The sequence below is a fragment of the Mesorhizobium sp. P2_E6 genome, from assembly GCF_056403835.1.
Window position 1 is genome coordinate 989534 of record NZ_JBFUEQ010000001.1, and the last position, 24839, is coordinate 1014372.

The 24839-nt window shown below is 60.7% G+C and carries 27 protein-coding genes, 2 pseudogenes and 1 riboswitch; of the genes and pseudogenes, 10 read left to right on the plus strand and 19 right to left on the minus strand.

What is annotated here, in order from left to right; translation table 11 throughout:
• Positions 1 to 7 precede the first annotated feature (7 nt).
• From AC1D08_RS04615 to AC1D08_RS04635, 5 genes are all read right to left on the minus strand, one after another.
• The gene (locus AC1D08_RS04615; protein ID WP_457151008.1) at positions 8 to 778 is read right to left on the minus strand and encodes an ATP-binding cassette domain-containing protein; all 771 of its coding nucleotides are present in this window, start codon (positions 776 to 778) and stop codon (positions 8 to 10) included.
• Positions 779 to 807: 29 nt separating this feature from the next.
• Positions 808 to 1584, minus strand: coding sequence for a glutamine amidotransferase (locus tag AC1D08_RS04620; RefSeq protein WP_457151009.1), 777 nt, complete (start codon positions 1582 to 1584; stop codon positions 808 to 810).
• A gap of 71 nt (positions 1585 to 1655) precedes the next feature.
• A complete protein-coding gene (locus AC1D08_RS04625) occupies positions 1656 to 2492 on the minus strand; it encodes a carbohydrate kinase family protein (RefSeq protein ID WP_457151010.1) in 837 nt (278 codons plus the stop codon).
• 9 nt (positions 2493 to 2501) lie between these two features.
• On the minus strand, positions 2502 to 2993 hold the full coding sequence (locus AC1D08_RS04630; protein WP_457151011.1) for an NAD-binding protein: 492 nt from the start codon (positions 2991 to 2993) through the stop codon (positions 2502 to 2504).
• On the minus strand, positions 2980 to 3201 hold the full coding sequence (locus AC1D08_RS04635) for a hypothetical protein (protein ID WP_457151012.1): 222 nt from the start codon (positions 3199 to 3201) through the stop codon (positions 2980 to 2982). The genes AC1D08_RS04630 and AC1D08_RS04635 overlap by 14 nt, the downstream gene beginning before the upstream one ends.
• Before the next feature lie 206 nt (positions 3202 to 3407).
• Here AC1D08_RS04635 and AC1D08_RS04640 point away from each other — a divergent pair, with 206 nt between their 5' ends.
• Both AC1D08_RS04640 and AC1D08_RS04645 read left to right on the plus strand, forming a co-directional pair.
• On the plus strand, positions 3408 to 3623 hold the full coding sequence (locus AC1D08_RS04640) for a hypothetical protein (RefSeq protein WP_477224900.1): 216 nt from the start codon (positions 3408 to 3410) through the stop codon (positions 3621 to 3623).
• Positions 3624 to 3703: 80 nt separating this feature from the next.
• Positions 3704 to 3940 carry a hypothetical protein gene (locus AC1D08_RS04645; protein WP_457151013.1) on the plus strand — a complete coding sequence of 79 codons (237 nt, stop codon included), beginning with the start codon at positions 3704 to 3706 and terminating at the stop codon, positions 3938 to 3940.
• Between the two features lie 111 nt (positions 3941 to 4051).
• Here the strand turns inward: AC1D08_RS04645 and AC1D08_RS04650 are convergent, their stop codons facing one another.
• The 3 genes from AC1D08_RS04650 to AC1D08_RS04660 all read right to left on the minus strand — a co-directional run bounded on the left by AC1D08_RS04650 (position 4052) and on the right by AC1D08_RS04660 (position 6542).
• On the minus strand, positions 4052 to 4207 hold the full coding sequence (locus tag AC1D08_RS04650) for an entericidin domain-containing protein (protein ID WP_457154839.1): 156 nt from the start codon (positions 4205 to 4207) through the stop codon (positions 4052 to 4054).
• Positions 4208 to 5223: 1016 nt separating this feature from the next.
• On the minus strand, positions 5224 to 6024 hold the full coding sequence (locus tag AC1D08_RS04655; protein WP_477422609.1) for a hypothetical protein: 801 nt from the start codon (positions 6022 to 6024) through the stop codon (positions 5224 to 5226).
• Between the two features lie 293 nt (positions 6025 to 6317).
• Positions 6318 to 6542 (minus strand): hypothetical protein, encoded by a 225-nt coding sequence (locus AC1D08_RS04660; protein ID WP_477422611.1) that lies wholly within the window; start codon positions 6540 to 6542, stop codon positions 6318 to 6320.
• Positions 6543 to 6902: 360 nt separating this feature from the next.
• On the opposite strand from AC1D08_RS04660, the pseudogene AC1D08_RS04665 reads away from it, so the two are divergent.
• From AC1D08_RS04665 to AC1D08_RS04690, 6 genes and pseudogenes are all read left to right on the plus strand, one after another.
• Positions 6903 to 7040: pseudogene (locus tag AC1D08_RS04665) on the plus strand (DUF768 domain-containing protein); the annotation flags it as partial.
• A gap of 750 nt (positions 7041 to 7790) precedes the next feature.
• Positions 7791 to 9263 (plus strand): annotated as a pseudogene (locus AC1D08_RS04670) (arylsulfatase); the annotation flags it as partial.
• Between the two features lie 119 nt (positions 9264 to 9382).
• Positions 9383 to 10360, plus strand: a complete 978-nt coding sequence (locus AC1D08_RS04675) for an HAD family hydrolase (protein ID WP_477422643.1) — start codon at positions 9383 to 9385, stop codon at positions 10358 to 10360.
• 42 nt (positions 10361 to 10402) lie between these two features.
• Positions 10403 to 11365, plus strand: coding sequence for a formylglycine-generating enzyme family protein (locus tag AC1D08_RS04680; RefSeq protein WP_477422612.1), 963 nt, complete (start codon positions 10403 to 10405; stop codon positions 11363 to 11365).
• A 38-nt stretch (positions 11366 to 11403) separates the two neighbouring features.
• On the plus strand, positions 11404 to 11880 hold the full coding sequence (locus AC1D08_RS04685) for a hypothetical protein (protein ID WP_457155020.1): 477 nt from the start codon (positions 11404 to 11406) through the stop codon (positions 11878 to 11880).
• A gap of 279 nt (positions 11881 to 12159) precedes the next feature.
• Positions 12160 to 13188 carry an IS110 family RNA-guided transposase gene (locus AC1D08_RS04690; RefSeq protein ID WP_477344236.1) on the plus strand — a complete coding sequence of 343 codons (1029 nt, stop codon included), beginning with the start codon at positions 12160 to 12162 and terminating at the stop codon, positions 13186 to 13188.
• A gap of 557 nt (positions 13189 to 13745) precedes the next feature.
• A riboswitch (SAM-I-IV-variant riboswitch) is annotated at positions 13746 to 13845 on the plus strand.
• 38 nt (positions 13846 to 13883) lie between these two features.
• On the opposite strand, the gene AC1D08_RS04695 is transcribed toward AC1D08_RS04690, so the two are convergent.
• Complete coding sequence (locus tag AC1D08_RS04695; protein ID WP_457154238.1) at positions 13884 to 14060, minus strand: hypothetical protein; 177 nt, start codon at positions 14058 to 14060, stop codon at positions 13884 to 13886.
• Here AC1D08_RS04695 and AC1D08_RS04700 point away from each other — a divergent pair.
• Positions 14060 to 14449, plus strand: a complete 390-nt coding sequence (locus AC1D08_RS04700; RefSeq protein WP_477422615.1) for a hypothetical protein — start codon at positions 14060 to 14062, stop codon at positions 14447 to 14449. The two genes, AC1D08_RS04695 and AC1D08_RS04700, sit on opposite strands and share 1 nt — an antisense overlap.
• A gap of 328 nt (positions 14450 to 14777) precedes the next feature.
• Here the strand turns inward: AC1D08_RS04700 and AC1D08_RS04705 are convergent, their stop codons facing one another.
• Positions 14778 to 15212, minus strand: coding sequence for a DUF5131 family protein (locus AC1D08_RS04705; RefSeq protein ID WP_457154242.1), 435 nt, complete (start codon positions 15210 to 15212; stop codon positions 14778 to 14780).
• On the opposite strand from AC1D08_RS04705, the gene AC1D08_RS04710 reads away from it, so the two are divergent.
• Positions 15194 to 15376 carry a DNA methyltransferase gene (locus AC1D08_RS04710; protein ID WP_457154240.1) on the plus strand — a complete coding sequence of 61 codons (183 nt, stop codon included), beginning with the start codon at positions 15194 to 15196 and terminating at the stop codon, positions 15374 to 15376. The genes AC1D08_RS04705 and AC1D08_RS04710 overlap by 19 nt on opposite strands.
• A gap of 596 nt (positions 15377 to 15972) precedes the next feature.
• Here the strand turns inward: AC1D08_RS04710 and AC1D08_RS04715 are convergent.
• The 9 genes from AC1D08_RS04715 to AC1D08_RS04755 all read right to left on the minus strand — a co-directional run.
• The gene (locus AC1D08_RS04715; RefSeq protein WP_477422617.1) at positions 15973 to 17907 is read right to left on the minus strand and encodes a DUF3604 domain-containing protein; all 1935 of its coding nucleotides are present in this window, start codon (positions 17905 to 17907) and stop codon (positions 15973 to 15975) included.
• On the minus strand, positions 17904 to 18689 hold the full coding sequence (locus AC1D08_RS04720) for a hypothetical protein (RefSeq protein ID WP_477422619.1): 786 nt from the start codon (positions 18687 to 18689) through the stop codon (positions 17904 to 17906). Before AC1D08_RS04720 ends, AC1D08_RS04715 begins: the two co-directional genes overlap by 4 nt.
• A gap of 9 nt (positions 18690 to 18698) precedes the next feature.
• Positions 18699 to 19694: a HupE/UreJ family protein gene (locus AC1D08_RS04725; RefSeq protein WP_457154827.1), complete on the minus strand. Its 996-nt coding sequence runs from the start codon at positions 19692 to 19694 to the stop codon at positions 18699 to 18701.
• Between the two features lie 47 nt (positions 19695 to 19741).
• A complete protein-coding gene (locus AC1D08_RS04730; protein ID WP_477422621.1) occupies positions 19742 to 20617 on the minus strand; it encodes a peptidyl-prolyl cis-trans isomerase in 876 nt (291 codons plus the stop codon).
• Positions 20618 to 21349: 732 nt separating this feature from the next.
• Positions 21350 to 21823 (minus strand): hypothetical protein, encoded by a 474-nt coding sequence (locus AC1D08_RS04735; RefSeq protein WP_477422623.1) that lies wholly within the window; start codon positions 21821 to 21823, stop codon positions 21350 to 21352.
• Between the two features lie 622 nt (positions 21824 to 22445).
• Entirely contained in the window at positions 22446 to 22835 is a 390-nt protein-coding gene (locus tag AC1D08_RS04740) for a hypothetical protein (RefSeq protein ID WP_457155138.1), read from the minus strand.
• A gap of 159 nt (positions 22836 to 22994) precedes the next feature.
• Complete coding sequence (locus tag AC1D08_RS04745; protein ID WP_457155139.1) at positions 22995 to 23393, minus strand: hypothetical protein; 399 nt, start codon at positions 23391 to 23393, stop codon at positions 22995 to 22997.
• Between the two features lie 31 nt (positions 23394 to 23424).
• Positions 23425 to 24144: a thermonuclease family protein gene (locus AC1D08_RS04750; RefSeq protein ID WP_477422625.1), complete on the minus strand. Its 720-nt coding sequence runs from the start codon at positions 24142 to 24144 to the stop codon at positions 23425 to 23427.
• A 399-nt stretch (positions 24145 to 24543) separates the two neighbouring features.
• Positions 24544 to 24839: CHAP domain-containing protein (locus AC1D08_RS04755; protein ID WP_477422627.1), on the minus strand; the 296-nt coding region annotated here is incomplete at its 5' end.

The window sequence follows — 24839 nt, forward strand, 5'->3', positions numbered from 1 at the left end:
GCGCGTTTCATGTTGTTTTTTCGAGCGCCCGCACGTCGGGATGGGCGCCCGTTATGAGCGAAACGACTTCCTCGTGGTTGGTCTCGGCGGCCAGCCGTTCGGCCACCTTGCGGCCGCGCCGGAACACCACGATGCGGTCCGCAACCTCGAAGACTTCGGAAATGTTATGGCTGATCAGCACCACGGCGCAGCCGCGCGCAGCGAGCCGCCGCGTCAGCGCCAGCACCTTGCGTGTTTCGGCGACGGCAAGGGCGGCTGTGGGCTCATCCATGATCACCAGCCTGGCGTTCAGATTAAGCGCCCGGCAGATGGCGACGGCCTGGCGCTGACCGCCGGACAGGCTGCCGACCGGAGCTTCAGGATCGGAAATATGGGCGTCGAGTTCCTGCAGGAGACCATCGACGCGCTGGCGCATTTCCTTGCGCTTGAGGAATGGGATGCCAAAAATGGAGCGTTTCAATTCTCGCCCGAGAAAGACGTTTTCGGCGATCGACAGGTTTTCGGACAGCGCCAGTTCCTGGAAGATCGTCGCGATCCCCGACGCGGCCGCGTCCTTGGGCGAGGAGAAGACGACCGGGCTGCCCTCGATGACGAGTTCGCCATCGCTCGGCGGGTGAGCGCCGGCCAGGATCTTGATGAAGGTCGACTTGCCAGCGCCATTATCGCCAAGCAGCGCCAGCACTTCGCCGGAGCGGATTTCAAGGTCGACGTCGGCAAGCGCCGTCAACGCGCCGAAGCGCTTGGCGATGTTCCTGGCGACGAGAAAGGGTGCCGTCATGGCAGTTGCTCCGGCGGTGATGGATTGGCTCAAGCAGCTTTGCTGACCCAGCGCAGCACGTTGGTCCAAAGGCGCGCATATCCCGGCCATTCGACAAAGCTGTTCGGTAGCCAGTGCGGGCCGATATCCGATGTCCACACCAGCGTGCGGCCCTCGCCATGACGCCCGGTCACGAGCAATGGATGGCCGCCCTGGTCCTGCGGCAGCCGCGCCAGGATCTCGACGTCGCCGCGATCGCGTGCGATGACCTCATTGGCGCCGAGCAGGATCGGCCATTCGCCCTTTATGCCGGCAAAGAGCGGATGATCCGCGGCGCCGATGATCTCGGGCCGAAAACCTTCGGGAATTTCGAGCCGATCGTCATAAGGGAGGCAGGTCACCGGCAGCGCCTCCTCGACCGCGGTGCGATGCCAGCGCGCCTTGCCGTCGATGCCCTGGAAGGAGAAATAGCCGCCGATCATCACCAGGCCGCCGCCGGCATGCGTCCAATCGCGCAGCAGCTTGAGCCGGTTGGGCACCGTCTTGCCATGCAGCCAGACGTCGGGATGCAACAGCAGCGAGTTGGCGCCGATGTCGGAGAGGATGATCGCCTTGTACTGCGACAGGCCTCCGATGGTGAAGGGCAGCTTTTCGACGGCCTCGTGGGCCGGCATGTAGTCAAGGTCGAATTCGCTGTCCTTCAAGGCGTTGACTAGCGGCGTCGCGCCGAGATGGAAGGTGACGCTGCCGAACTGGTCGAAGCCTTTGTAATGCGTCGCCGAGCTCATCCAGCTCTCGCCGACCAGCAGGACTTTTGCTTTGGTCATGGTGACGTTCTCCAATTCTGGCTGGTCAGCCTGTTGCTTTCTGGGTGGCGCGGGTCTGGTAAGCCATTGATCTAGCTTGCTACCGCGTCGTTGTTGGCCGCGGCGGCGGCCTTCAGCGTGGCAAAGTCGGCAATGTATCCCTGCGCGCCCTCGACCGTCGTCGTCAGACTTGCGCCGGTCGCGGCGTAGCGGGCGGCCGTCTCCTGCGACGCGCCATGCAGCCAGAGACTGAGGAAGATGCCGGCGAAGCTGTCGCCGGCGCCGGTCGCGTCCACCCGGTTGACCGGCAGCGCCGGCACTTCGATCTGCGGTCCGCCCGTAGCCGGAAAGACAACTGCGCCGAATTCCCCCAAGGTGAGCACGACCGTCCCGCGTGGTTTGATGCGTGACAGCACCTGCCGCACCTCATCGATCATAGACGCCATGCGCGCGCCGAAGCCGTAGATCTCCCTGATCGTCACGTCGTTGATGAAGGTGAGGTCGATCTGTTTGACCATCTGCGCAAAGACCTCAGGCGTGCGCGCGCTTTTGGGCAGGCCGGGCGAATGCAGGCTCACCTTCCAGCCCGCCTGGTGAAAACGAGCTATGGACGCCGTCATCGTTTCATAGTGGAAGCCCTCGATGTGCAGGCACGTCGGGCGCTGCTCGGGCTGGATATCGAGGTTGGCCGTAAGGTCGACCTCGCCCAGCTCGAACGGCTCGCTGATGATGGTGCGGCTGCCGTTGCGCTCGATGATGACGATCGCCTGTGACAGCCGGTTGTTCGGCGTGCTGCGGATGGGTAGGGCGTGGACACCCAGTTTGGAAAGCTCGCCCAATGCCCAGTCGCTCTCCGCGTCCTGGCCGACTGCAGTCGCCAGCGTCCGGTCAGCGCGAGAGTAATGCGCCGATGCCATCCAATGTGGCATCGACCAGACTCAGGTTTCCGGGACTTTCACTTCCCACGGCGCCACCCAGTTGCCGGCAACGCGAAGCTCCACGCCGGCATCATCCTCGATCACCTTGCATACGGTCATCTCTCCAGCTTCCTTGCCATAGCGCGAAGCCGCTTCCTTGAACCGATCATGCGTCGCGCGGGTGAGTTCGTTGCGCGTCCCTGTCTCGTTCATCAGGTCTTCGATCAGGCCCAGATCCTTGAGACAGAGCGCCAAGGGGAACGAGGGGTCATAATGACCGGCGAAAACAGAGGGCACGTCATGCTGCATAACGAAGCTGTCGGCTGCGCCGCCCTTCATGGCCGACCACCAAATTTCCGGCTCAAGGCCGGCGAGCTTGGCTGTGATCATCGCCTCGCCGATCGCCGCAGCGTGGACCTTCCAGAGCTGGTTGTTGACCAGCTTGGCGACATAGCCGTTCCCGTGCTTGCCGACCTTGCGCACCTCGCCCATTGCTCGATCACTGGGCGACATGCTCGACATCGACATCCTCGCCGCCGACGACATAACCGTCGGGTCGTGGTGTGACGGTTCTGCTTGGGATCTGGCCACATTCTCCCGTCACCGGATCGCCGTGGCAGCAGGCCGGCGGATAGGTCCAGGTGCTATTCGGCCTGTGCGCTAACGCAGAGCCATCCTCCAGCACTGCAGCCGCGGCTACCACGCCTGCCAGTCCCGCCATGTGTCGTGTGCCGACCGCATGCACCGAATGGTCCCCTAACGGCGACCGATGTCGTCAAGTCGATCATACATCCATTCGCGAGCGCTAATAAGGGAAAAAGGCGTGAAACGGTTTGGCTAACACAACCGTTCATCACGGCGCTCTAAAGCACGGAACATTTTAGCATGAGCCGCATTCCATCGGTCAGTTAGCCAAGGGAGGCTTTCTTGACCCAACGACGCGTCGACAAGGAACGGATTGACCGCGCTGATCGCGAATCGAAACTGACGATCGAGGCTGAGCGTCTAGCGAGAGATGCCAAGACGGCGCGACTGCGCGAGCAGCGCCTTTCTGTGGAAGCATCTATCGAAAAGACGGCTCCGGTCAAACGTCGTCAACCGGCAGCCAAGAAGCCAGGTCGGAAGATTATCGAGGTCGACTAGCACGCGTGGGAACCGAACGCTAAGCACGCACGCATTGCTCCAGGATTTTCGAGAGGAAGATTGAAGGCTATATCAGCCGGATGGCAAAGGGCTGGACGTTTCAATCACTGATCGACGCGAAGATGACGGTGACGGCGTTTTGCCATTACGCGCCTTGCAACCATAGCCAGTCGCTCGACCTAGTGAAGCTCCGCGATCGGTTCGGACCGGATGCGCCGGCAATGGCAGATGACCTCGTTCGAAAACTGAAATGCGGCAGGTGTGGCGGCAGGAAAGTCGGCCTGATCTATACGCCGGACAGCAGTCCCGGCGCCTAAAGGGGAAATCCAAGGGCAATTAGTGAAGCGCGAGCACAACGCGCTTCGGCCTGAAAAAGAAAGGGCCGCCCAATCATGGCGGCCATTCACTTGGGCAGACCACCGCGAGGCTCAGTTCGCGGCGGTGGCAACTCTCTTGCCGGCGTTCTGGGTAGCGTTGACGGTGTTGGCAGCATCCTTGCCGGCGCCACGGATTGTGTTTGCGCAGGCCGATACCAAAAGCGCACTGGCGAGCAGCGCGATGACTGCATATGTGGATGTTTTCATGGACGGTTTATCCCTCTCTCGGTAGACTCGCCCTACAGCAACGAAAGCCGGCTCAGTCTGGTTCCATGGCCAAGCCACAAAGAGGAAAACAGACCAAGCGCGCGAGGTGTTGGCCGTCAAGGAACAGCCGGTTACTGTCCACAGGCTTGGCGCGATATATGAGTTGGCGGCTTCTGATCGGGCCGCTCTTTGCCGAGGCGCGGGAAGAGATAGCCGACAACCGTGTTCGAGAAAAGGGCCTTTGCCATGGCGAAGGAGATCGGCGACAAGGTGAGGATCGAGGAGATCACGCCAAAGCCGAAGAGGCGATAAGGTCGTTACTTCTTCGGCGTCTGAGGTGGCACTAGTGTGACATAAGGTGTCCTCGGCTCCCTTGCCGGGCTCCCGGTAATACGGTGCCGACTCGCCGGGTGGTCCGAGCGATTTGAATTTGAAGCCGGGCCTTGGGAGGATCGATTGGGAACCCCGAAAGGGGAGGATCGAACCCCTTCGGCGTTACTAATCTTCATCGCCATTGTGACGCCTGCATGAAGCCAACCAAGGTGCTAAATATATGCAGATTGACTAAAAATAAGCAGTTCCGTTGATGTCGCCATTGCCAGTGCTTCGCGTCCGAGCTTGATCGTGCTGCAAACATTACCGGGCACACCTCGTTGGCCCGTGCTCTGCCTCCCCCGTCAGGGCGCTGCGGCATTGTCAGGTTCGCAGGGGGGCTGGCCTTTGAAGGCACGAGCAAGGCATCCATACTTGTCGAACGTCTGACCGGTTTCCCTCGCAGCTTTGGCCATACCACAGCCCGAAATGGCCAGGCAGGAGAGCAGAGCAATCGCGGTTCTCTTAGCGAGCATCGATTTCTTCCTCAGTGGCGGGCTTCCGTTTTTGCCGCGTCGAGCTCCTTGAAGGCGCCAGAACCGGTAGTCGGCTTCCCGTCCAGCAAAGCGCGCCTCCAAGGCGCAGCAGGCCGCTGCGGTCGGCGCTTCAGGTCCACATTCAACGCCGGAATTCCTTTACTTGCCTCACTGCGGAACGTGCAGCAGGTCACGCAGGTGGATCGGCAAGCTGGGCGAAGCGCCCAATTCGGCGCAACTCGCCTCCCATCGCCCGAGATACTCGCCGATCGGCACACCCGTGCGGCCGGGCCAGCGGTTGAGTGCGCCGAGCGCCTCGACGCACTGCGGCGCGCGGTCGTATGCGGCAAGGATGGTCACAGACATCGCCCGGGCGAACGGATTGAGGGCGGGCATCTCAATCTCGCCGCGATGGTCGGCGAACCACGCCGCGGCGTCGCGCGTCAGCCCCTGGCTGCCGGCGAGCGCGGAATAGCCTCGGATGATATTCTCGCGGTACGCGGCAATGGCATCGCCGAAAGCGTTGTCGCCGGTGAACGGCGGGTTCTCCTTCCAGTCCTCCGCCAGACGCCCGAGGCCGCGCAGCGAGAATGCTTCAACCATCGCTTCCTCGAGCCACTGGCAGGGCGTTGCCGGCTTGGCATCCGGCTGCCAGCTATTAGCAAACACGTGGCCGAGCTCGTGTCCGAACTGGTAGGTTAGCTTCGACCAATCGCGCTCGCCGATATCGACAATGATCCAGGCCATGCTGCTGCCGTCGGGATGCAGCCAGACCGCCGGCGTGCCGGAAGTGTGCTCGTCGACACGCAGGCGCGTCGGCTGGCGGTCGGAGAGCAGGCGGACGCCGTCAAGGCATGCATGCCGCATGCGCTCGACGACCTGATCTGCCGCGCCCTCCAGCATGCGGCCCCAGTCGCCGGCAAGCTCGATGGGAGCGGTGAGGAGGATACTTGAAGTTTCCGTCATCATCGGTTCCTCGTCGCGGTTTGTTGATGCGCAACGCCCGGCCGGCCCCTTTGTTGCAGCTCCGGTTCCGGTTTTGGAACCATTTTAAGGATTTCAGGGAAGAGCAGTGACCGTTCGACCTTACGAATTTGTAAAGCAGTTCGACTTGCGCCGCGAGGCGCTTCGGCAGCAGGATCGCTTGCACCCCCGCCGGCAATAATACAGCCGGCAAATGGCCCGACCTGCAAAATCCTGTGTCACCCTCGATGAGCAGGTCGGGCTATCCGGGCGCAGACGTTCGACAAACTTTGCGGTCCCTACGGATGGATGCCGCTTGGTTTGCAGTCTTTTGCGATGCTGTCTAAAGCCATCCTGATATCGTCAGGACTATCGATGCCGCCGCTGAAAAGAGCGATCAGGCGACGTGCCAAATGCTCGCGCGCAGGGTGCGAGCCTTCCATGCCAGCTTGCTCGCAATAGTCGTCCAGAATCTTGGTAAGTGTTGCTAACTGCTTCTCGTCAGCTATGCCACGAAAGGTCATCGCGCTTCTCCCTAGTCGGGCGAAAGCGTGATCTACTCTTCCAAGCGCTCGTTGCCGTGCAGATCGAGCGACAATCGAATTGTACGCTTCGGTGCGCAATTGGCGAGTCATTTATCTACGGAACTAGAAGCCCCTAGGCACGTTGCGCCCCTAGCAATGGCCGAAATACCCCCAAGCGCTGAGAACGTTGCAGTTCATCGCTTGATTAAAGAAACAGGCATCACCGAAGCACAAGCACGCGAGCTTATCGCCTTCCTTGGGCCTTACAATTGGCCATCGCTTATGCGGGAAGCGCGCGTCCTGGCCGCCCGAATACGGTAGCGGTACGGAACTGAAACCTAGGCACGAGCTTATGGCTCGATGAGCACACGCGGAATCAATTTCCTCGATCAATGGATTGCCAACAACGTCCCAGAGACGACGAAGGCAGATGTCATTTCGGTCGATGAACTCACCCACAAGCTGATTGCTGACGCCAAGTCGATCGGGATCAAGCGCGTCCCGCATTGCCCTCGGGGTTGAAGGCTGAGCCCGGAGCAGAACTGGCGTGGCCAGGGGTGGCACTTCCTGTTTCAGCGGTTCCAATCGTTTGGCTGGGCTGACCTGTCTTGCCTGTTACGGTGTGGACATTGGCAGCCAAAGCAGTGCCAGCGGAGGCTACGAACAAGCCTAGCACTATCGGAATGAGGCGGTGTTTCATGGTTGTTTTCCCAATGCGTTTTTGATTGTTGGGGCGCTCGGAGTCTTGGGAGCACCCGGCGAACTAACGATTAAACGCTTTTGGGACCATCATTCATCCCAGGGCATCGCAAACTCGTGGATGTCGCTTCCGCCCCCGCAAGCGGCGCGGGCTTTTGAACCAGGGGCAGTTTATACCCGTTTGAACTCGGCAAGCCCCAGGCGTATTCGCTGGCCCTCCGCATAGGCGAGAGCGAAAGATTCCAGCTCGAAAGTCAGCGTCGTTTCTCGGTCAACCTCGATGACGCGGACGTGCCATTCGCCGCAGGCTTCGACCACCTCAATGCAGGGGTGAACCTCATCGCAGCCTCCCTTAGAAAGCAATGGGGAACGTCCTGAATTTTACGACCGGCGAACGAGCCCTTTCAATTCGAAACTCTGTACGCTTTTTTTACCTACGGAGGGTCAGCCCGTTAGAGCGCGACCAAAGGCGACGCCAAGGCCGATAGCGACACCCATGACGAGCTTGCCGGCGAAGTCTAGGGCGAAGGCGCGGACAGGCTTCCAGGCGTGGGCATATGGAACCTCAGCGCCTATCACCGTGGCATGATGGGCGGCTCGACGCCCAACATTGACCGGCTTGCCAAGGAGGGTGCGCTGTTCACCGACTACTACTCGCAGAATTCCTGCACCGCCGGGCGGGCTGCGTTCATTACCGGCCAGAGCCCCTTCCGGGTCGGACTGTTGAAAGTCGGCCTTCCGGGAGCAAAGCAGGGTTTGCAGGACAAGGACCCAACCATCGCCGAACTGCTCAAGCCGCTCGGCTATGCCACCGCTCAGGTTGGCAAGAACCATCTCGGCGACCGTAACGAGTTCCTGCCGACCCGGCACGGCTTCGATGAGTTCTTCGGCAACCTCTACCATCTGAATTCGGAAGAGGAACCCGAAGACCCGGATTATCCGAAGAGCCCCGAGTTCCACGCGAAGTTCGGTCCGCGCGGAGTCCTCGACGTGAAAGCCACCGATGTAGACGACCCGACGGAAGATCCGCGCTTCGGTCGCGTCGGGAAACAAGTCATCAAGGACACCGGCCCTCTGACGCGCAAGCGAATGGAAACCGCCGAAGAAGAATTGCTCGCCCGGTCGCTGGACGTCATGGACCGAGCGGTAGCCGCCAAGAAGCCGTTCTTCCTTTGGCACAACACGACGCGCATGCATGTTTGGACCCGCCTGTCGCCCAAGTGGCAGGACAAGACCGGCTACGGCCTCTATGCCGACGGCATAGCCGAGCTTGACGACGTGGTCGGCCGGCTGCTGAAGAAGCTGGACGATCTCGGGATCGCGGACAACACGATCGTCGTCTTCTCTACCGACAACGGCGCAGAGAGTTTCTCGTGGCCCGACGGCGGAACGCAACCATTCCGCGGCGAGAAGGGCACCACCTGGGAGGGGGGCTTCCGTGCGCCGTGCGTGGCCCGTTGGCCAGGCGTCATTCAACCCGGCACGATCGTCAACACGACGATGTCGCACGAAGATTGGCTGCCAACCTTGCTCGCCGGGGCCGGCGCGCCGGATATCAAGGAGAAACTGCTCAAGGGCGAGAAAGTCGGAGACAAGACTTTCAAGACCCATCTCGACGGTTACAACTTCATGCCCTTCTTCAAGGGCGAAACCAAAGACGTGCCGCGCAAAGAATTCTTCTATTTCGACGATCAGGCCAACATCAATGCGATGCGCTATGGCGATTGGAAGATCTCGTTCGCCTGGATCGAGGGCAATCTGTTCACCGGCAAGCGCGTTACGCAGAATGTGCCGTACGTGGTCAACCTTAGAGAGGACCCGTTCGAGAAGTACCAAGACGAAGCGGGAGCCTATGAACGGTGGTGGAGCGATAAACTGTGGACGATGGTTCCCGCTCAGTCGATCGTTGCGGAGTTCCTCGCAACCTTCAAGGACTATCCGCCAAGCCAGAAGTCCGGATCGTTTGGCGTAAGCCAATTCCTGGAGGCCCTCCAGAACGGAGCCAGCGGCGCCGGGAATTAGGTCCCTGGTAGCCACTGCCTTCGCACGACTTAGTTGCGACAGGGTACCCCGCTTGTGGGGCTCCCTGTCGACCTCGAGAGGAGGCTTGAATGAGGCTCACCCACGCGATCTTCGTGCTGATGGCCCTGACGGGTTTGGGAATAGCCACGTTGGCGGCTTCGCCGGCAATGGCTCAAACGGACCAGCTTCCGTCGTGGAACGATGGCGCTGCGAAGCAGGCGATCCTCGACTTCGTAGCGAAGTTAACCAAGGAGGGCGGCCCGCAGTACGTCCCGCCAGCCGAGCGCATCGCCACCTTCGACAACGACGGCACGCTCTGGTCCGAGCAGCCTTTGTACTTCCAGTTCCTCTTCGCCATCGACCGCGTGAAGGCCGTGGCGCCGCAGCATCCGGAGTGGCAGACCGAGGAGCCATTCGCTTCGCTGCTCAAGGGCGACATCAAGGGCGCGCTGGCCGGCGGGGAGCACGCCCTGATGGCGATTGTGGGCAGCAGCGTCGCCGGGCTTACGACCGATGAATACGCTAAGATTGTAGGAGACTGGCTCTCCATCGCCAGGCATCCTAAGACCGGCAAAGCCTTCCCCGAAATGACCTACCAGCCGATGGTCGAACTCCTCGCCTATCTCCGCGCCAACGGGTTCAAGACGTTCATCGTTTCGGGCGGCGGCGTCGAGTTCATGCGCGTCTTCGCTGAGCAGGCCTATGGCGTCCCCCCAGAGCAGGTTATCGGCAGCAGTGGCAAACTGAAATTCGAAATGCGCGACGGCAAGCCGGTGCTGATCAAGCTGCCCGAGATCAACTTCTATGACGACAAGGAGGCTAAAGCCGCCGCGATCCAGACCTTCATCGGTCGCCGGCCGATCGCTGCGTTCGGCAATTCCGACGGCGATCTTGCAATGCTGCAATGGACCTGTGTCACGGACGGCCCCCACTTCTGCCTCTATGTCCACCACACCGACGCGGAGCGGGAATGGGCCTACGACAGGACGTCGTCCATTGGCCGGCTCGATAAGGGCCTCGACGAGGCCGCCAAAGGTGGTTGGACGGTCGTCGACATGAAGGCAGACTGGGCTAAAGTGTTTTCGTTCGAGCCCTGAGTTGGCCACACGGGCATTGCATCAAGGACGACGCGACAAGCCATGACAAAACTTGCCGACACCGAAAGAACGCTCGCCGGCTCAACGCCGGTCAGTTCACCCCAGGTTTGGATTCCCGGCGGCACGTTCCTCATGGGATCTGACAAGCATTATCCGGAAGAGGCGCCAGCGCACCGAGTGACGGTGGGCGGTTTCTGGATGGACATTTGCACCGTTACCAACCGCGACTTCGCGCGCTTCGTCGAGGAAACCGGATATGTGACGGCGGCCGAGCGGCCGGCGAACCCGGACGACTACCCCGGTTGGCAGCCGGACATGCTTGCGCCTTCGTCGGTGGTGTTCATCAAGGCTAAGCAACAGGTCGATCTTCGCGACCACTACAATTGGTGGGTGTATGTGCGCGGCGCCAATTGGCGTCGTCCACGCGGCCCGGCGAGCTCGATCAAGAAGCTTGCCGACCACCCTGTTGTCCATGTGGCCTATGAGGATGCCGAAGCCTATGCAAAATGGGCCGGCAAGGAGTTGCCGACCGAGGCCGAATGGGAGTTCGCTGCGCGTGGCGGGCTCGAGGGTGCCGAGTTCGCATGGGGTGATGAGTTGACGCCGGGCGGCAAGCATATGGCCAATATCTGGCAGGGCGAGTTCCCTTACCGCAACACGCTCGATGATGGGTTCGAATATACGGCGCCGGTCGGTTCGTTTCCCGCCAACGGCTACGGCCTGCACGACATGGCCGGCAATGTCTGGCAATGGACGACCGACTGGTACCAGGAGCATAGCCGGATCGACAGCCCGTGCTGCACGATTGACAACCCGCGAGGCGCCAGGCGCGAGGACAGTCTCGATCCCAGGCAGCCAGCGATCAGGATACCGCGCAAGGTGATGAAAGGCGGGTCGCATCTTTGCGCCCCGAATTATTGCCGGCGCTACCGCCCGGCGGCGCGAATGGCTCAGCCGGCCGACACATCGACCAGCCATCTGGGTTTCCGTTGCATCGCGCGGTGAGGGCCGACGCTAGTATCGCCCGCCGGGGATGGTCCAGTATGATCAGCAATAATGTCCGCTACGCCCTGTTAATGGTCGTTGAGACGGCCGCGGCGATATTCCTGTTTTTGACGATTTTCCCAATGTTCCGGCAAGTGATCACCCAATTGGGAGAACCACAGGATATCAGTCCCTACGAGCAGTCCGCGGTGGTTTGTGGTGCCCTCGTTCTACAGACCTGCTACTGGGTCAGGTTTCGCTGGGTTGCGATCCCCGCACCGTTTCGCAATGCCTTAGTCAGGCATTTGTTCCTGTTTGCCAGCCGGGTCAGCTTCTTCTTTGGAGGCGCTTTGTTTTCGGTTTTCTTTTTCCGCCACGTGCCGGAACTCGATCAATTTCCTTCTTTCATTCAGGGAGCAGTCAAGCTGTTGGAAGTCCTGCTGGTTCTGTTCAGCCTGTTTTGCTATTCGCTCGAAATAGAACGGTTGGGCAGGGCAAGGGAAGACCATTTCGCTGCATCCGGCCGCAGCAGATAATTCAGGCTGGCCAAATCCAGAATTCCTTTGATGGACGGCTTATGATCCATATTGGTCGCAGGAGACCCGATATGGGCATTACCACGCCCGCCGGATTCAAATGGACTGCAACACTGCGGCATCGCAAGCAACGTCGTTGCGGCCAAGATGGGCGCCAGCGAAATGGCACCTTTCTGGCTAGTTCGTCCCAGAACCGGACCGTCCCCTTCTGATGCGGTGGACGGCTCTCCTCCCTCCCTGCGGGTATGTTCGCGGGATCAGAGATGGAGGAGCGCTATGATGAGCAACGTTATGACGATTGGTCTGGATATCGCGAAGTCCGTGTTTCAAATCCATGGCGTGGATGCGGCGGGCGAGGTTGTCGTTCGCAGGAAGCTGACCCGCGGGCGCGTGCTAGGGTTCTTCGAGAGGCTACCAAGATGCCTGGTCGGGATCGAGGCCTGCAGCTCCTCGCACTATTGGGCTCGCGAGCTCATCGCGCGAGGCCACGATGTTCGGCTGCTGCCGGCACAATATGTGAAGCCCTATTTGAAGCGTCAGAAGAATGATGCGGCCGATGCAGAGGCCATTTGCGAGGCGGTGACCCGACCGACCATGCGCTTCGTTCCGGTAAAGTCGCCCGAGCAGCAAAGCGTGATGATGCTGCACCGGGTGCGGTTAATGCTCAACCGCCAGCGCACGCAGATATCGAACGCGATGCGATCCCACCTGTCCGAGTTCGGGGTCGTGGCGCCGATCGGGCGGAATGGAATCGAGCAACTGCTCATGGTCATCAATGACGAAAACGACACTAGAATACCCGCTGACGCACGGCTATGCCTGCGAATGCTGGAGGCACAGCTCCGGGTCGTGAAGGAACAGATCCTCGAAAACGATCGCCGGGTCCGCGCGAATGCGCGAGAGACCGAACTCGGGCGCAGGCTGATGGAGATCCCCGGGGTCGGTCCGCTGCTGGCGAGCGCGTTCATAGCGACCGTCGCCGATCCGCATGCGTTCAAGTCGGGACGCTGTCTATCGGCCTGGATCGGGCTCGTTCCAAAGCAGAACTCGAGCGGAGGCAAGGAGAGGCTCGGCAGCATCTCCAAGGCTGGTAATCGCTACCTGCGACAGCTGCTCGTGGTCGGTTCTATGGCGGTCATCCGCTATGCCGAGCGGAACGGAACCAGGAGGCCATGGCTTATGCAGTTGATGGCGAGGCGAACGACCAAGGTTGCAGCGGTTGCGCTGGCCAACAAGACAGCCCGGATGGTTTGGGCATTGATGACAAACGGCGGGCGCTACAGGGAGCCGGACATTCGCATAGGATAGACAGGGCGAGCGATCGCCGACGAGGTTGGAAAGGGCGCACAGGAGCTAATGCACAAAGCCGGTTGAAACCGCCGGATCAGGAAAACCCACTGGGGCCGTGCACCTCGAGTGCGTGCTTACGATCGGGACCTGAGCCGCGCGTATGGCATTATGGCCAGCGGCACATGAAAGGCCGCACCTACAGGTCGGATACATGGCCGCACCAACCAGCGACTGCAAAAGCCTCAAAAAATCCCTTGCCAACGGAGAGCCGTCCATACACGGCCCCACTTCGGTCATTTGCTGCCTGTCCCTAAGGGCCGCTCATGGCGCAAGGCGGTCGTCTACGGGGTACGTTCCGAAGGTCTGCACCTGACGCTACTGCTCGTTTTGCAGATAAAGCCGAACAGCAGCTTTCCAACCGATCTCCCCCACAGGCGGCAGCGGATGGCGGTCGGCACCAACCGGGTTCATCGGCAGGTGGGGATGGGGAGTGGCTTGTGGGGCCCACCAGCAGGCCGAATAGCTGAGGCGCACGACACCGTCGGTTGCACTGAGACAGCGGCTCTGCTACTGCCAACCCACATCCAGAGAGGGCTTCGGCCCCGCCAACCAGCCTTGACCGGCAACGGTGGTGACAATGATGTGGCCTCTCTCGAGGCAACAGTAGGTCTCTCTCCAGATGCGTGTGTGAATTCTGGAGTTTTCTTATGCTCTCACGACGTGGTTTTTTGATCGGAGCAGGCAGCCTGCTCACAGCGGCGTTCGTCAAGGACGCGCGAGCGTTCGTTGGTAGGACCGGCCAGCCCCTGCTCGCGTCCCCGGCGCAGGTCGCCGAGACCATGTTCTGGTATGACAGTGGCGAGCAGGGCTATCTGTTGACTGTCGGCCATTGGACCTTCTGCCCCCGCCGCCAACCTGGCGGGAGTTCTTCATCAGCGAGGGCATCGCACACGAGGCTGAGGCCGAACATCGCGCCATTTGGGAGATACACGAGATCGATCCCGGAGATTACGATGACGACGTTGACGGATTTTTCTGGGAGACCCGGTTCGATCTTGAGACGGGTCCGACTGCCAAGGCCTACCGCCTGCTGAAGAAGCTGGACCTCGGCCCAAAGCTCCAGCGCGGGAGCGATGAACCCCATCTAGTATTCCGCGATGGTGATGTCGCCAACGACGATAGCAGATGGGTCGATGCACGTGACGAACTCACGCTATCCCTCCTGCAGGCTCGGCTGATCGATCTGAAGCTGCCAATCCGAATTGCAGAAGGAATTTGAGGGGCCGACATGATAGGCGACAAGCCGACGCCGACCGCCAGCGCGCGGAGTCCCGGTATCGTGCCCTACTCGTGCCGGTACTGTGGCTGGGTGACCGAGGTGCCGAGCGAGGCCGGAGCACGTCTCTGTGTGCGGTGTGTGCGTTTCGAGGGTGATGTGCATCCGGCTATGACAGGAGCGCGGATTTCGGCACATAGCGCCCGCATCATGGGCATGATCAAGAACAAGGACTGAAGTTAGTCGAGACTGCAATCGTGCGTCAGATAGCGGATCGACCCGGGGCGGCTGCCTGACGGCGGGGGGCGGGGGTGGCTTTGTGGGCCCCCTGTCAAACTTCGCTGACTGACACCCATTCGCCGTTCTGCTTGTGGTGGAAGATCGTGCCCCTGGCGGCACAGTCGTTGCGGAAGTAGCTATACCATTGCGGGTTGCTCGGCCGCGCCCGGTGCTTGCATTGGTCGGATTCGCCGCCGGTGATGATCTGATCGATGCGCATAAGCGAATGTTGGGCTGGGTCCAGCGGATCGTAATGCGTGTCGCGCGGCCGAAACCAAGAGCGCAAGCCGTCCGGTATTGGCGCCGCCCGCGCGCGGATCTCGCCGAGCAGCGGCTCGGCCGATACGAAGGCGAATATCGGACGCAGATTCCTTTTAGCCTCGATCAGCGCCGGGACGTTCAGATCCCAGCGCTTTTGATCCTCGCAGGTGGTGCCGATCGCGACGAAGATGCGAGGTATGCCGCTCGGTGACGTATGGGCGGATATCGCCCCCGATCAACTCTCAGGCCCAAGAACTGCTTGGCTACACCACACAAAAACCTCTGGCGTTGCTGGAGCGGATAATCGGCCTAAGCGCGAAGCCGGGAGATGTAGTGCCTGATCCGTTCTGCGGCTGCGGAACGGCCATCGAGGCTGCCCAAAAAGCTTGAGCGCAGATGGATCGGCATCGATGTAACCGGGCGACGCACCTTCCCAATTGCGGGGAATGCCTTCAACGTCAGCGCAAATATTTCTGCTTAGTTTCATGCCCTTTAATCGGCGTTCAACGACATCAATCGCTAGCGCGTCTCTTTGAGGATGACCCGCATGATTTCCGTGGGCTTTGACCTCGCGTCCAACTTCGCACAATTCAGGAATTGTTCGACGGCAAGAAATTGGATCGCCGCCCGTCGTGCGGACGCGCGACGGCTCCCGCGCGTACCGACACCAGAGGAAATCAGAGAATCACGAGGTTCCGACGGCCTTGCCACAAGGCGTCCCGCCAGGAGAAACCGTGCCTCTTACATCGACGCCTTGAACGGCCCGATCCGGCTCCAACCACGGAATTTGCCTGTCTGGTGTCAGACGACATACGCCCGCGAATAAGCACGAAGCCAACCAGCCAGACCGGCAACACGACAACCAGATCGCCGATCAGGGTCGTTTTGAGGAAGGAGAAAGCTTGTCGCGTGTTTAAGCCTTCCTATGCTTACAGGCGGCGCACGATCCGCCTGCCGTGGACTTCCGCAAGCAAATCAGCCTTTCCTTAGCCGGCTGGCGTGTACCAGATCGGCGATGTGTAGGCTCGTTCCTGCGTGGTCATGGTCACATCCGGCGACATCTTGATGCCAAAGTATTTCGCGTCATAGGCGGGCCAGCGCGGCGTCGGGATCTCAATGACGCGGCCATAGTAGAAAGCCCGCTGGGACGGATCGAAATTGGGGTCCTTCCATACGGCACTGAGCTCTGGCGCTCCGATCGTGTTGGTCCATGTGGCATTGGCTACGTCGACCGTGTCGCCAACCGGCGGCAGCTTGCCGTCGGTGCCCGGCTTGCGGTCGCCGGACCAGGCGACATCGTACACCTGTTCATGCACCTCGCCGGCGGCGTCCAGCCAACCTTTGACGATCTGATAGCGGTCGAGATTGGCGCCGATCGGATCCTTCAATGCCGCAACCAGGAAGGTCGGCACCTTGCCCGCTGGCGCCTGCTTGAGGTCGCCGCCCATCGGCACGCCCTTGGTGTAACCGGCGATGGCCGGGCTGCGGGTATTGGCGTCGGCTTCGACGAAATCGAAACCGCCGAAGAACCGAACTGCCATCCGCGGCCCGGTCGTGGCATAGGTCTCGCGCCGTTTCATGGCGTCGAAGATCGATGCGCGTGTGTTCTCCTGCGCCCAGACGGCGGCATAGCCCGACGCAGTTGTCTCCCAGCCCAGGATCTTGAGCCCGAGCTTGGGGTTCGCCATGAAGGGGTGCGACCAGCGTTCCGGGCTTGGCTCGCCGGTCGATATCTTCCCGAAAAAGTTGTCGTCGTCGGCAGTGGAGAGGCCCGTGTGCGAATCCGTGCTGCCGACCAGGCCGAACTTGTAGGGATTGACCCCGAGCTTGGCTTCCAGCTTCAGCCCGTTCTTGAGCGCCGAGCGCGTATACTCGAACTCCAGCATGTCCGGCGTCTTCTTCACGCTGAGGTCAAGATTGCCCTTGTCCCATTTCTCGAAATTGGCGAATTCGTCATTGGGGGAAAGGAAGGGGTGGCTCTCGCCGTCGCCCTTCATCTGGGTGGTCTCGTAAAGCACCTCCCACTGGGCGCGCTGCTCGGCGTATTCGCGATCGATCTCCTTGCCCGTGACCGGCTCGATGATCGGGAACATCTCGCCATTGCTCAGATTGCCATTGTGGGCGATGGCAAGGACATCGCCGCCGGTCTTGTCCTGATAGTTCCGCAGCCATTTCCACAGGTCGCGCGGGTTGTTGCTGCCGACGGGCGGTTGCGTCGTGTATGGCTCGACGAGACCGGCCTTTTCGGCTCCATCGCGGAAGATGACGTTGCGGTGGAGATTGTTGCCCTTGGACAGCGACGTCCATTCGAACCCGATGAAAGCGGTGAAGCGCCCCGGGTCGTTGGCTTCCTCGGCTGCCGAGATGATGCTCTGCCACACCGACCGATAGGCGGGGTTGCCCGGCTGGTAGATGATGTCAGGCGGAAATTTGCCTTGCGAGAAGGTCATGACGATGGACCACGCCGCTTCCCCAGCGTGCCCCGACTGTATCATGTCATACCACTCGCGGGCCTGCGCGTTCTGCAGGATCTCCGGCTTTCCGGCCATGAAATCGGTGAACCATCCCATATTGTCCGAGTGATCCGCGACGACCAGGAAGTCGAGCGGACGCGACAGCCTGGCCGGCTGTCCGGTCGAGGAAATGACCTCTTCGCCCTTCGCAAATTTGTAGGCCTCACGCGGTCCGAGCCTGGCGCCGGCTGCTCCAGCGTCGAAGGACAGGGCCGTGTGCAAATGCGTGTCGCCAAACAGCGGCCGCGTCGGGAAATTGCGTCCGGCATAAGGTGAGTAGGGCCGGGCCTTGATGGCTTGTCCCGCTTCCTCGACGGTATAGGTGCCGGCATCCTGGGCCCGCGCCACGGAGCCTGCGCAGACGGCAAGCAATACAAGACCTGTAATTGTCAGCGGTCTCCGGATCATTGTCTCTCTCCCTCATGGAATGAAATCTCGGTGTGGTCAGGTGTGCGTCCGAGTTCGGCCGGCGCGATGCCAACCGGGTGCGATTGCACCGGAGCGAAATGGGGTGAGCCGGCCGCCGGGCGTACCGGCGGAACGGCCTGTTTCTGAGATAATTCGACAGCACTGTCGGTTGCGCCGACATCCGAATAACTGAGCAGGAATCGGGCAATCTGCGACGCCGGCCCATAGAGACGCGCCACGCCGCGCTCAACAGCCTGGCCGAAGGTCAATCGCCGTGCCGCGATTTCTGCTATTACGGCTTCGCCGGCAACGATGACCAGATCCCCGGGCTGTGCCCCCGAGACATGAACCGTTGTGCGCAAGCCGTCAGGACCCTGATCGAAGCGCGTCCACAGCATCGGCTCAACGACGACCAGAGAGACCGAAGCCTGGGAGGGGCCCGGCGATGCCGAGCGGAGCATGTCGCCGAATTGCTCCAGCGTCGTTGCCGTCAGCTTGAATCTGTGTCCGAACAGATCTGGTCCGGTCTGATCGAAGTTCGCCAGCGGCAGCCGTCCCGCCGCCACCTCCCTCGATATCGCGCCGACGACGTAGAGTGAATCCGGATAGAGCCAATTCAGGAAGCCCTGCGAAACCGTTTGCGGACTATCATAGCCGCAAGTGCGTCCTTCGGAGACCGGAGCAGCAGCCATCAAAGACGCGGCAAGCGCCACGGTGGTTGCGCGTGCAAGTTTCCGGCCCCTCAGGCAAGGTCGGCGCGGCAGTCTTGCGGCGGGTCCCATTTGCTCCTCCTACAAGAACATTGCGTCCAGCCGCTGGACGCTCCAGAATGCCGCGATGATCCCGATGGCATAGGCCGACGCGACGATCGCCTGCCGCGGGATCAGGACGAACCGCATCACCGAATAAACCGCGGTCAGCAAGACGGCGATGAAGGCCAGTTGCCCGAGCTCGACGCCGACATTGAAGGCCAGAAGCGCCAGCGGAATGTCGCCCTGCGGCAGGCCGAGCTCGACCAGCGCGCCGGCAAAGCCGAAGCCGTGCAGCAGGCCGAAAACGAAGGCCACCATCCACGGCTTCACAATGGCCAGGCTGAGCTGCCCGCGCTCCATCCGCACAACCTCGGCAGCGACCATGACGATGCTGATGGCGATCATCGCCTCCACCGGCCGCGACGGCAGCGTCAGCCATCCAAGGGTGGCGCAGCTCAAGGTGATTGAGTGAGCAGCGGTGAAGGCGGTGATCGCTTTCACCAGCTTGCGCCAGTCGCGCACGATCAGCATCAGCCCGGTGACGAACAGCAGATGATCGAAGCCGAAGGCGATGTGCTCGATGCCGTGACGGACGTAGGTGACGAACACCGCCCAGGCGCTCTGCGACGCCGGGATGGCTGCAGACGGCTCGCTGGGGGTAAGCCGCGCCGTCCAGCTGTTGCCGTTCGCGAACACCACGTGGACCAGCGCGTCGGTCATGCTGTTCTGCAACCCGTCGATCACAACGTTCTGGCCTGGGAGCGGCTCCAGCGTGCGCATGCGCCAGGTCTGCACCATGGCATCCCCGGTCGGATGCGAGATGATCGGCGTCACCGTCTCGATCTTGCCGGAAAAGAGTGCCGACAGCGCCAGTCGCGCATTGCCCTGCATCGGCGTTTTGAACAGAACGCTGAACTCGTTCGGCGCCTCCTCCTTCAGGCTGAGATAGGCGGGGCGCACCTCGTGGGAGTAGGCAGCTTCGCAGAACAGCGCAGCAATGGCTGCCGTCAGCAGGACCAGTCGAAGGCACTCCAACGCGGAGCGGCCTCCACGCACGAACTCGGGCCACTTGGCCGGCCGTCTCATTGTGCGGCCACGTTCGTTGCAGGCCCTGACCCCAGTGCCGCTTTCGTACTGTCGTCAAGCTCGACGCCGTACTTGTTGCGCAGCTCGACCAGATACTCTTTGCTCAGTTCGGTCTGCTTCGCGGAGCGCCACTCAGCCAGCACGGCATCTTTCACGGTCTCGAAGGGCTTCGGCGCGGTCGCCGTGCGCTGCGTGACGAGGACCAGATGAAGGCCATAGCCGGATTTCACCGGACCGCGCCACCCGCCCGGTTCAAGTGCAAACACCTCGCGCGCAAAATCGGCACCGAACATTCCGGACAGCGCCTGTTCGTCAGTATCGGCAAAGCTGTCGCCGAACAGCAGCTGGTCGCCCTCGGTCGAATCGTCCTCGACATTCGTTGTCAGCGCACCCAGCGCCGCGGCCGCGTCCGCCGCGGCGTCCTTGCGATGTTCCGGGTTGAAGTAGACCTGTCGGAACGACAGTTTTCCGGGCGTCTCGAAGTGTGCAGGGTTGGCGGCATAGAACTGCCGCAGTTCCGCTTCGGTTGGCTCGGCAAGCTGGGCCGTGTCCTCGAGAAGGAATTTGAGCTTTTGCGCCAAGCGGCGGCGGATGATGGTGTCGTCCTTCTCGAGGCCCATCTCCTGCGCTTCGCGCGCCATCACCTTCTCATTCAGCAGATCGTCGACAAGACCCTTGAGTTCATCGGCGGTTGGCTCGCGCAGCCATTGGCTCGACCAGGTCTGCTTGAGCCACCGCACGTCGCCTTCGCCGATACGGACCGGCTCCGCGGCCGTTGTTTCGACATGCCTGTCATTCAGCCAGGAATAGCCGCCAAACAGGATCGCGCCGACGACGGCAAAATGCAGCAGAGGCTCCCTGAGCAACGTCATGCGCTTTCCTCCGCCCCGGCTACGGCAGCCATCTCGCTTGCGAGCATTTGTTCATGGATAGTAGGCCCCAAAGAGCTGGCGCCGGAATGTAAGTTACGTGGGCAAGCATGTAGTCACTTAAGATAAGAACAGCTAAGGCTTGTGATGCGACGCTCGCTACCGAAGACCGGATGGGCCAGCTGTCGGATGTTTAGAGCGACTTTTGTTTTGGGGACGTCAGCAGCCGGCCATGGTTCTGAACGGGGAAAGCTGGGCCACACATGTCCTACGCCGCAACCGACAAATCCGGGTCAACGGAGATGTCGGCTTCCAGGAGCCGACAGAGTAGACGTAAACGTCTGACATGCGGCGCAATGCGGCCGTTCAGCGGCAGAGGATGGGTCGAGCCTTGGCGGGAGTTCCGGCCGGATCGCCGGAGTAGCGCACCGTCAGACCGACCGCGCTACCCCCACTCCGCGACCGCACGCCTAGCGCAACCTCCTCGACCTGGGCCCGCTGCCGAAAGGTGGCGGGCTTTTTGTGCGGGACGGAACATGGGTGCTCGACGCGACGCCTGTGATCGGCGCCGGTTTCGACCCAATCCAGCCCAATAGGTTAGTCTCAGGAAGGCGATCGCTACGCTGCACACGAAATGGGCCACTAAGCTGCCGTCACGAACAAAAGCCGCAACGGCACGCTCGCAAGCCGGCGTGCCGATCGATTGCCATTGCGCGAATCGATCCATAGCCTGTCCTACGCCGACCAACCTGGCCATGTGCTGTCGAACATGGGCATGCCGTTGCAGTAATAGTCGTCCACGAACCGCCCGGTTCCCTTGTCACGGCACCGCCACGTGAGATTGTAGTATTGGTCGTAGAATTGGTCCCACGCGACGCCATAGGCCGGAGGTGGACGGTAATATCCGCCGCCGCCATAGCCATTGTTGGCAGCGGCCGCGGCGGCTGCGCCGCCTACCGCCGCCACCGCTATTCCAGTTGCTACAGCGTTGTCAGTTTGTATGAGCCTGGTGCATTTCTCTGCCGTTGCACCGCGCCGAACTAGAAGCGCCGCCACACGAGTTCGATATTGCTCGTCAGTGCTGCTCGCCAGAGCATGACACAGATTTATGGTGTTCATGGCAGTTAGGTCGCTGTCAGAGACGTTAGCAGTCGTGCTGCAGCCACTGACGCAAACTGCTGCGCCTACAAGAAGCGCGATCGTTTTCATTGATTTCTCCCCCCAGAAAATACTTGAAGCAAATACGGAGTAGAAGTCCAGAGCCTTGTTTGAGGCTGCGTCTTTAAAGACTGTGCAGGAGCGGCCCGAATTGTTGGCGTCAACAAGAACCGGGGCGGGTCAAGGACGGGCAGGGAAACCAAGCCCTTGGCCGTTCGTTGACCCTATGCTGGTTGATCTCAGCACAATCCTGACTTCGTCCGCTGCCGAAAGGGCTGAAGGCCAAATGCTACGCGATCGACGAATATGAACTGCTTGGCGTCGAGGCCGATAGGTCGGCTCTGCGTTCCTCACCTTGAGCCGCGAGATGCGCGAACGGCTCTGGCCTCGCGTTCAGGACCACGCAAGGCATGGCGCCAAATGAGATGAAGCGGGCGGCGACGCAGTGGGTCAAGCCGGGGCTGATCGTCCCCGCTTCGGGACGGCCTTCAATTGCACGCTGGTTGTCTACCGGCTCTTGGCATTGAGCAGGACACCGATCGACAGCTTCACACTCGCTGGTGCAACCAGCCTCATGGTCGCCGGGATTTCATTCCAGTAGGCGTGTGTGACAGCGAACTTAATACAGTGGGCGGTGAACCGCGCGGCTAGGCAGGCGATGCGTTGAGGCCCGTCAACGGTCGACAGCAGAAATCTCAGGCGGCAGGATCACCTCTCGGCCCGTCGCATTGATCTCTTTGGCAAAGAAATCTTCAACCTCGAACACCGCTTGTCGAAGATCACTCATCGACTCCCGCTTAAGGTCTTCGGGATCGACGTCCCAGTCGGTGTCGGCGTCAAGGTCTTCTTCGATATTGAAGAGATACCGGATCCGCACATAATCGTTCCGGAAAGTGCTGGACCAAATGAACTCCTCGGCGACGCCGGAGATGCGCAAACCATGAGATTTGCCACAATCCAGCATTGCCGTGAAATTGTGCTGGTAGGCCCGGATTTGAACCGGATCCACCCTATTGAGCCTGAGGAAGCCGCGAAGAAAGTGCTCAAGCGCCTGGAAGTACAATAGGCGCCGTGGGTGGTCCGAAAAATGCAACCGAATGTGCGAGGGGGCGAACTCCAAGGCGTCGGCATGTGCGCGGTATGACTGGCCTAGCATATAGATCCCGACGGGTGTTACTCCCGCGCCATAGATTGTTGGTCCTTTCCCCATTCGAGCGGCCGTCTAGGCTCGCTCTGCTTTGAAACGTCCTGTCTCCTCATCAATTTCTGTGACCCGCATTTGTGGGCCGACCCTACGCGCTACGATCCTGCTATGCATGCGATCGCTCGACGTCACGATAATCGAACGAAAGAGGCCACCGCGCTTTGACATCGCATGCTGAAGATGCTTGGCCCGCCGGCGGTTCTCCGGCCGGTCGATCCATCCCTTCCCAGAAAGTCCGAAAGTGCTGTACTGGGATTGCTCGAGGTCTAGGAATCGGTCGGTCCAGAGGGTCACCACCACAGCTTTTCCATCATCGGTGATTGCCGACCAGGTGCGCCGCGGATTGCGGACCGTGGCGCCTAGTCTTGCATAAGCCTCAGTTAGGGTTTTGCATTCCGCTTCGGGCTCGATCTTCAACTGTTCCTCCCTCACATGCTTTCTGGCTGGATCAGCAGAGCGTTTCGCATGCCTTGCCGTCTCCATCGGCGTCAAGCTTGTGGCCCCACGAGCAATTATGAAGATACCACTGCGCCGCGGCGCACGAGCCGACCTGCGCACAATACCGCCGCGGCTGGCACGAATAGCTTTGTGCGACCTGCCCACTGCCCACGATGCCGAGCGGCTGGCTGATCGCCGGCTGCGGATTGTCGGAATGCCCTGCACGCCAATCCCAAGGTTGATCGAACCGGCCTTGCCAAACGCCGCGATGCGCGGCCTTGGCTGTACCTTGCTCGGCAGCGAAAGCCCCGTTGGAATAGCGCGGCCAGTCCAATGCTAGGCCCTGCTCGACTAGCCAGCGCTGGACGCTGCGACCGTCCGCGCGATCGCAGTTTCCGACAAGCCGACCGTACCGATCGCGGTTAACAAAACTGCAATGCAACGGTCGCGATGCTGCCAGGAACTCGTCCAGCGCATCGGCGGCGCGGCGCCCGCAAGGATATTTGACGCCCTTAGCGTCGTCGCAATACTGCTGGCTCTCTGGTGCGTCGATGCCATTGAAACGGATGCGCTGGCCAGCGATCTCGACCGTGTCGCCATCGACGACAGAGGCGCGACCATCCATCGGGTCGGGGAGCGGTTCCGTCCAACTCGATATCGTGCCTTGAAGGCCGGCGCCGTGTTGCATGACGAACTGCGTCGCGTAGGCGGCAATCGCCGCCACGGTCACGAAAACGAGCCGCATCGGCACGCCGGCGAGGCTGCGCCAGCGATAGCGCCTCGCACCAGTGTGCTTACGCCACTGGTTAGACCGATTGCCAGGGTGACGGTAGACCTTGCCCACGCCCCTCTCTCCCCGGAGGGCAGAATGCTTCCAATCGGGGGTTGAGTCCATCCATGAGAGATCGCTAAATCGGAGTAGGCTGGAGGCGGTCTGGTTGCGGTGGCACGCGGCCACAGGCGGGCGCCACGATGCGCGGAGTGCTTTGGCGGTCTAGGCAGCGGCATGTCTCGTTGGCGTTTCAGCCATGTGGATTTCGGACATCCTGTTCGAGATGATCGTCCGAAAGTTCAGACCGGCGGCTGAAGACTGAGGCGGCTACCTTCAAACCACGCTATCGGCGTTCTCTCAGGGGTAACGGTAAATTTTATATTTAGGCTTTATTTGCCGATAAGCCCGATTTGGGTAAAGACTTTCATTTTGAATGAAATCGGAAATCCATATTCTACCGTCATAGATAGCCATGTGTCCGGAAAGATGCCCATCTATTCCCTGTATAACTACAACGTCTCCAGCAATTGGCATGGTTGTATTTGTCTCAACAAATCCAGCGTTTGTTAGATTCCGTCCGTAATCTTTCGCGTCACCAGTTGGAACCAACGTTATGCCGCCGCTTTCAATTGCCTCCCTTACAGATCTTGCAC

Excerpts from the sequence above, each read along its gene's own strand:
- AC1D08_RS04635 (WP_457151012.1), bottom strand. The coding sequence starts at position 3,201 with ATGGCGGGACTGGCAGGCGTGGTAGCCGCGGCTGCAGTGCTGGAGGAT.
- AC1D08_RS04690 (WP_477344236.1), top strand. The coding sequence starts at position 12,160 with ATGAGCAACGTTATGACGATTGGTCTGGATATCGCGAAGTCCGTGTTT.
- AC1D08_RS04715 (WP_477422617.1), bottom strand. The coding sequence starts at position 17,907 with ATGATCCGGAGACCGCTGACAATTACAGGTCTTGTATTGCTTGCCGTC.
- AC1D08_RS04630 (WP_457151011.1), bottom strand. The coding sequence starts at position 2,993 with ATGTCGCCCAGTGATCGAGCAATGGGCGAGGTGCGCAAGGTCGGCAAG.
- AC1D08_RS04720 (WP_477422619.1), bottom strand. The coding sequence starts at position 18,689 with ATGGGACCCGCCGCAAGACTGCCGCGCCGACCTTGCCTGAGGGGCCGG.
- AC1D08_RS04660 (WP_477422611.1), bottom strand. The coding sequence starts at position 6,542 with ATGACCTTTCGTGGCATAGCTGACGAGAAGCAGTTAGCAACACTTACC.
- AC1D08_RS04615 (WP_457151008.1), bottom strand. The coding sequence starts at position 778 with ATGACGGCACCCTTTCTCGTCGCCAGGAACATCGCCAAGCGCTTCGGC.
- AC1D08_RS04685 (WP_457155020.1), top strand. The coding sequence starts at position 11,404 with ATGATCAGCAATAATGTCCGCTACGCCCTGTTAATGGTCGTTGAGACG.
- AC1D08_RS04680 (WP_477422612.1), top strand. The coding sequence starts at position 10,403 with ATGACAAAACTTGCCGACACCGAAAGAACGCTCGCCGGCTCAACGCCG.
- AC1D08_RS04620 (WP_457151009.1), bottom strand. The coding sequence starts at position 1,584 with ATGACCAAAGCAAAAGTCCTGCTGGTCGGCGAGAGCTGGATGAGCTCG.
- AC1D08_RS04645 (WP_457151013.1), top strand. The coding sequence starts at position 3,704 with ATGGCAAAGGGCTGGACGTTTCAATCACTGATCGACGCGAAGATGACG.
- AC1D08_RS04730 (WP_477422621.1), bottom strand. The coding sequence starts at position 20,617 with ATGACGTTGCTCAGGGAGCCTCTGCTGCATTTTGCCGTCGTCGGCGCG.
- AC1D08_RS04695 (WP_457154238.1), bottom strand. The coding sequence starts at position 14,060 with ATGGCCGACAGTCAACAGATAGCCCTGCTCGCCACTGTCATACCAGAA.
- AC1D08_RS04735 (WP_477422623.1), bottom strand. The coding sequence starts at position 21,823 with ATGAAAACGATCGCGCTTCTTGTAGGCGCAGCAGTTTGCGTCAGTGGC.
- AC1D08_RS04650 (WP_457154839.1), bottom strand. The coding sequence starts at position 4,207 with ATGAAAACATCCACATATGCAGTCATCGCGCTGCTCGCCAGTGCGCTT.
- AC1D08_RS04625 (WP_457151010.1), bottom strand. The coding sequence starts at position 2,492 with ATGCCACATTGGATGGCATCGGCGCATTACTCTCGCGCTGACCGGACG.
- AC1D08_RS04655 (WP_477422609.1), bottom strand. The coding sequence starts at position 6,024 with ATGATGACGGAAACTTCAAGTATCCTCCTCACCGCTCCCATCGAGCTT.
- AC1D08_RS04675 (WP_477422643.1), top strand. The coding sequence starts at position 9,383 with ATGGCCCTGACGGGTTTGGGAATAGCCACGTTGGCGGCTTCGCCGGCA.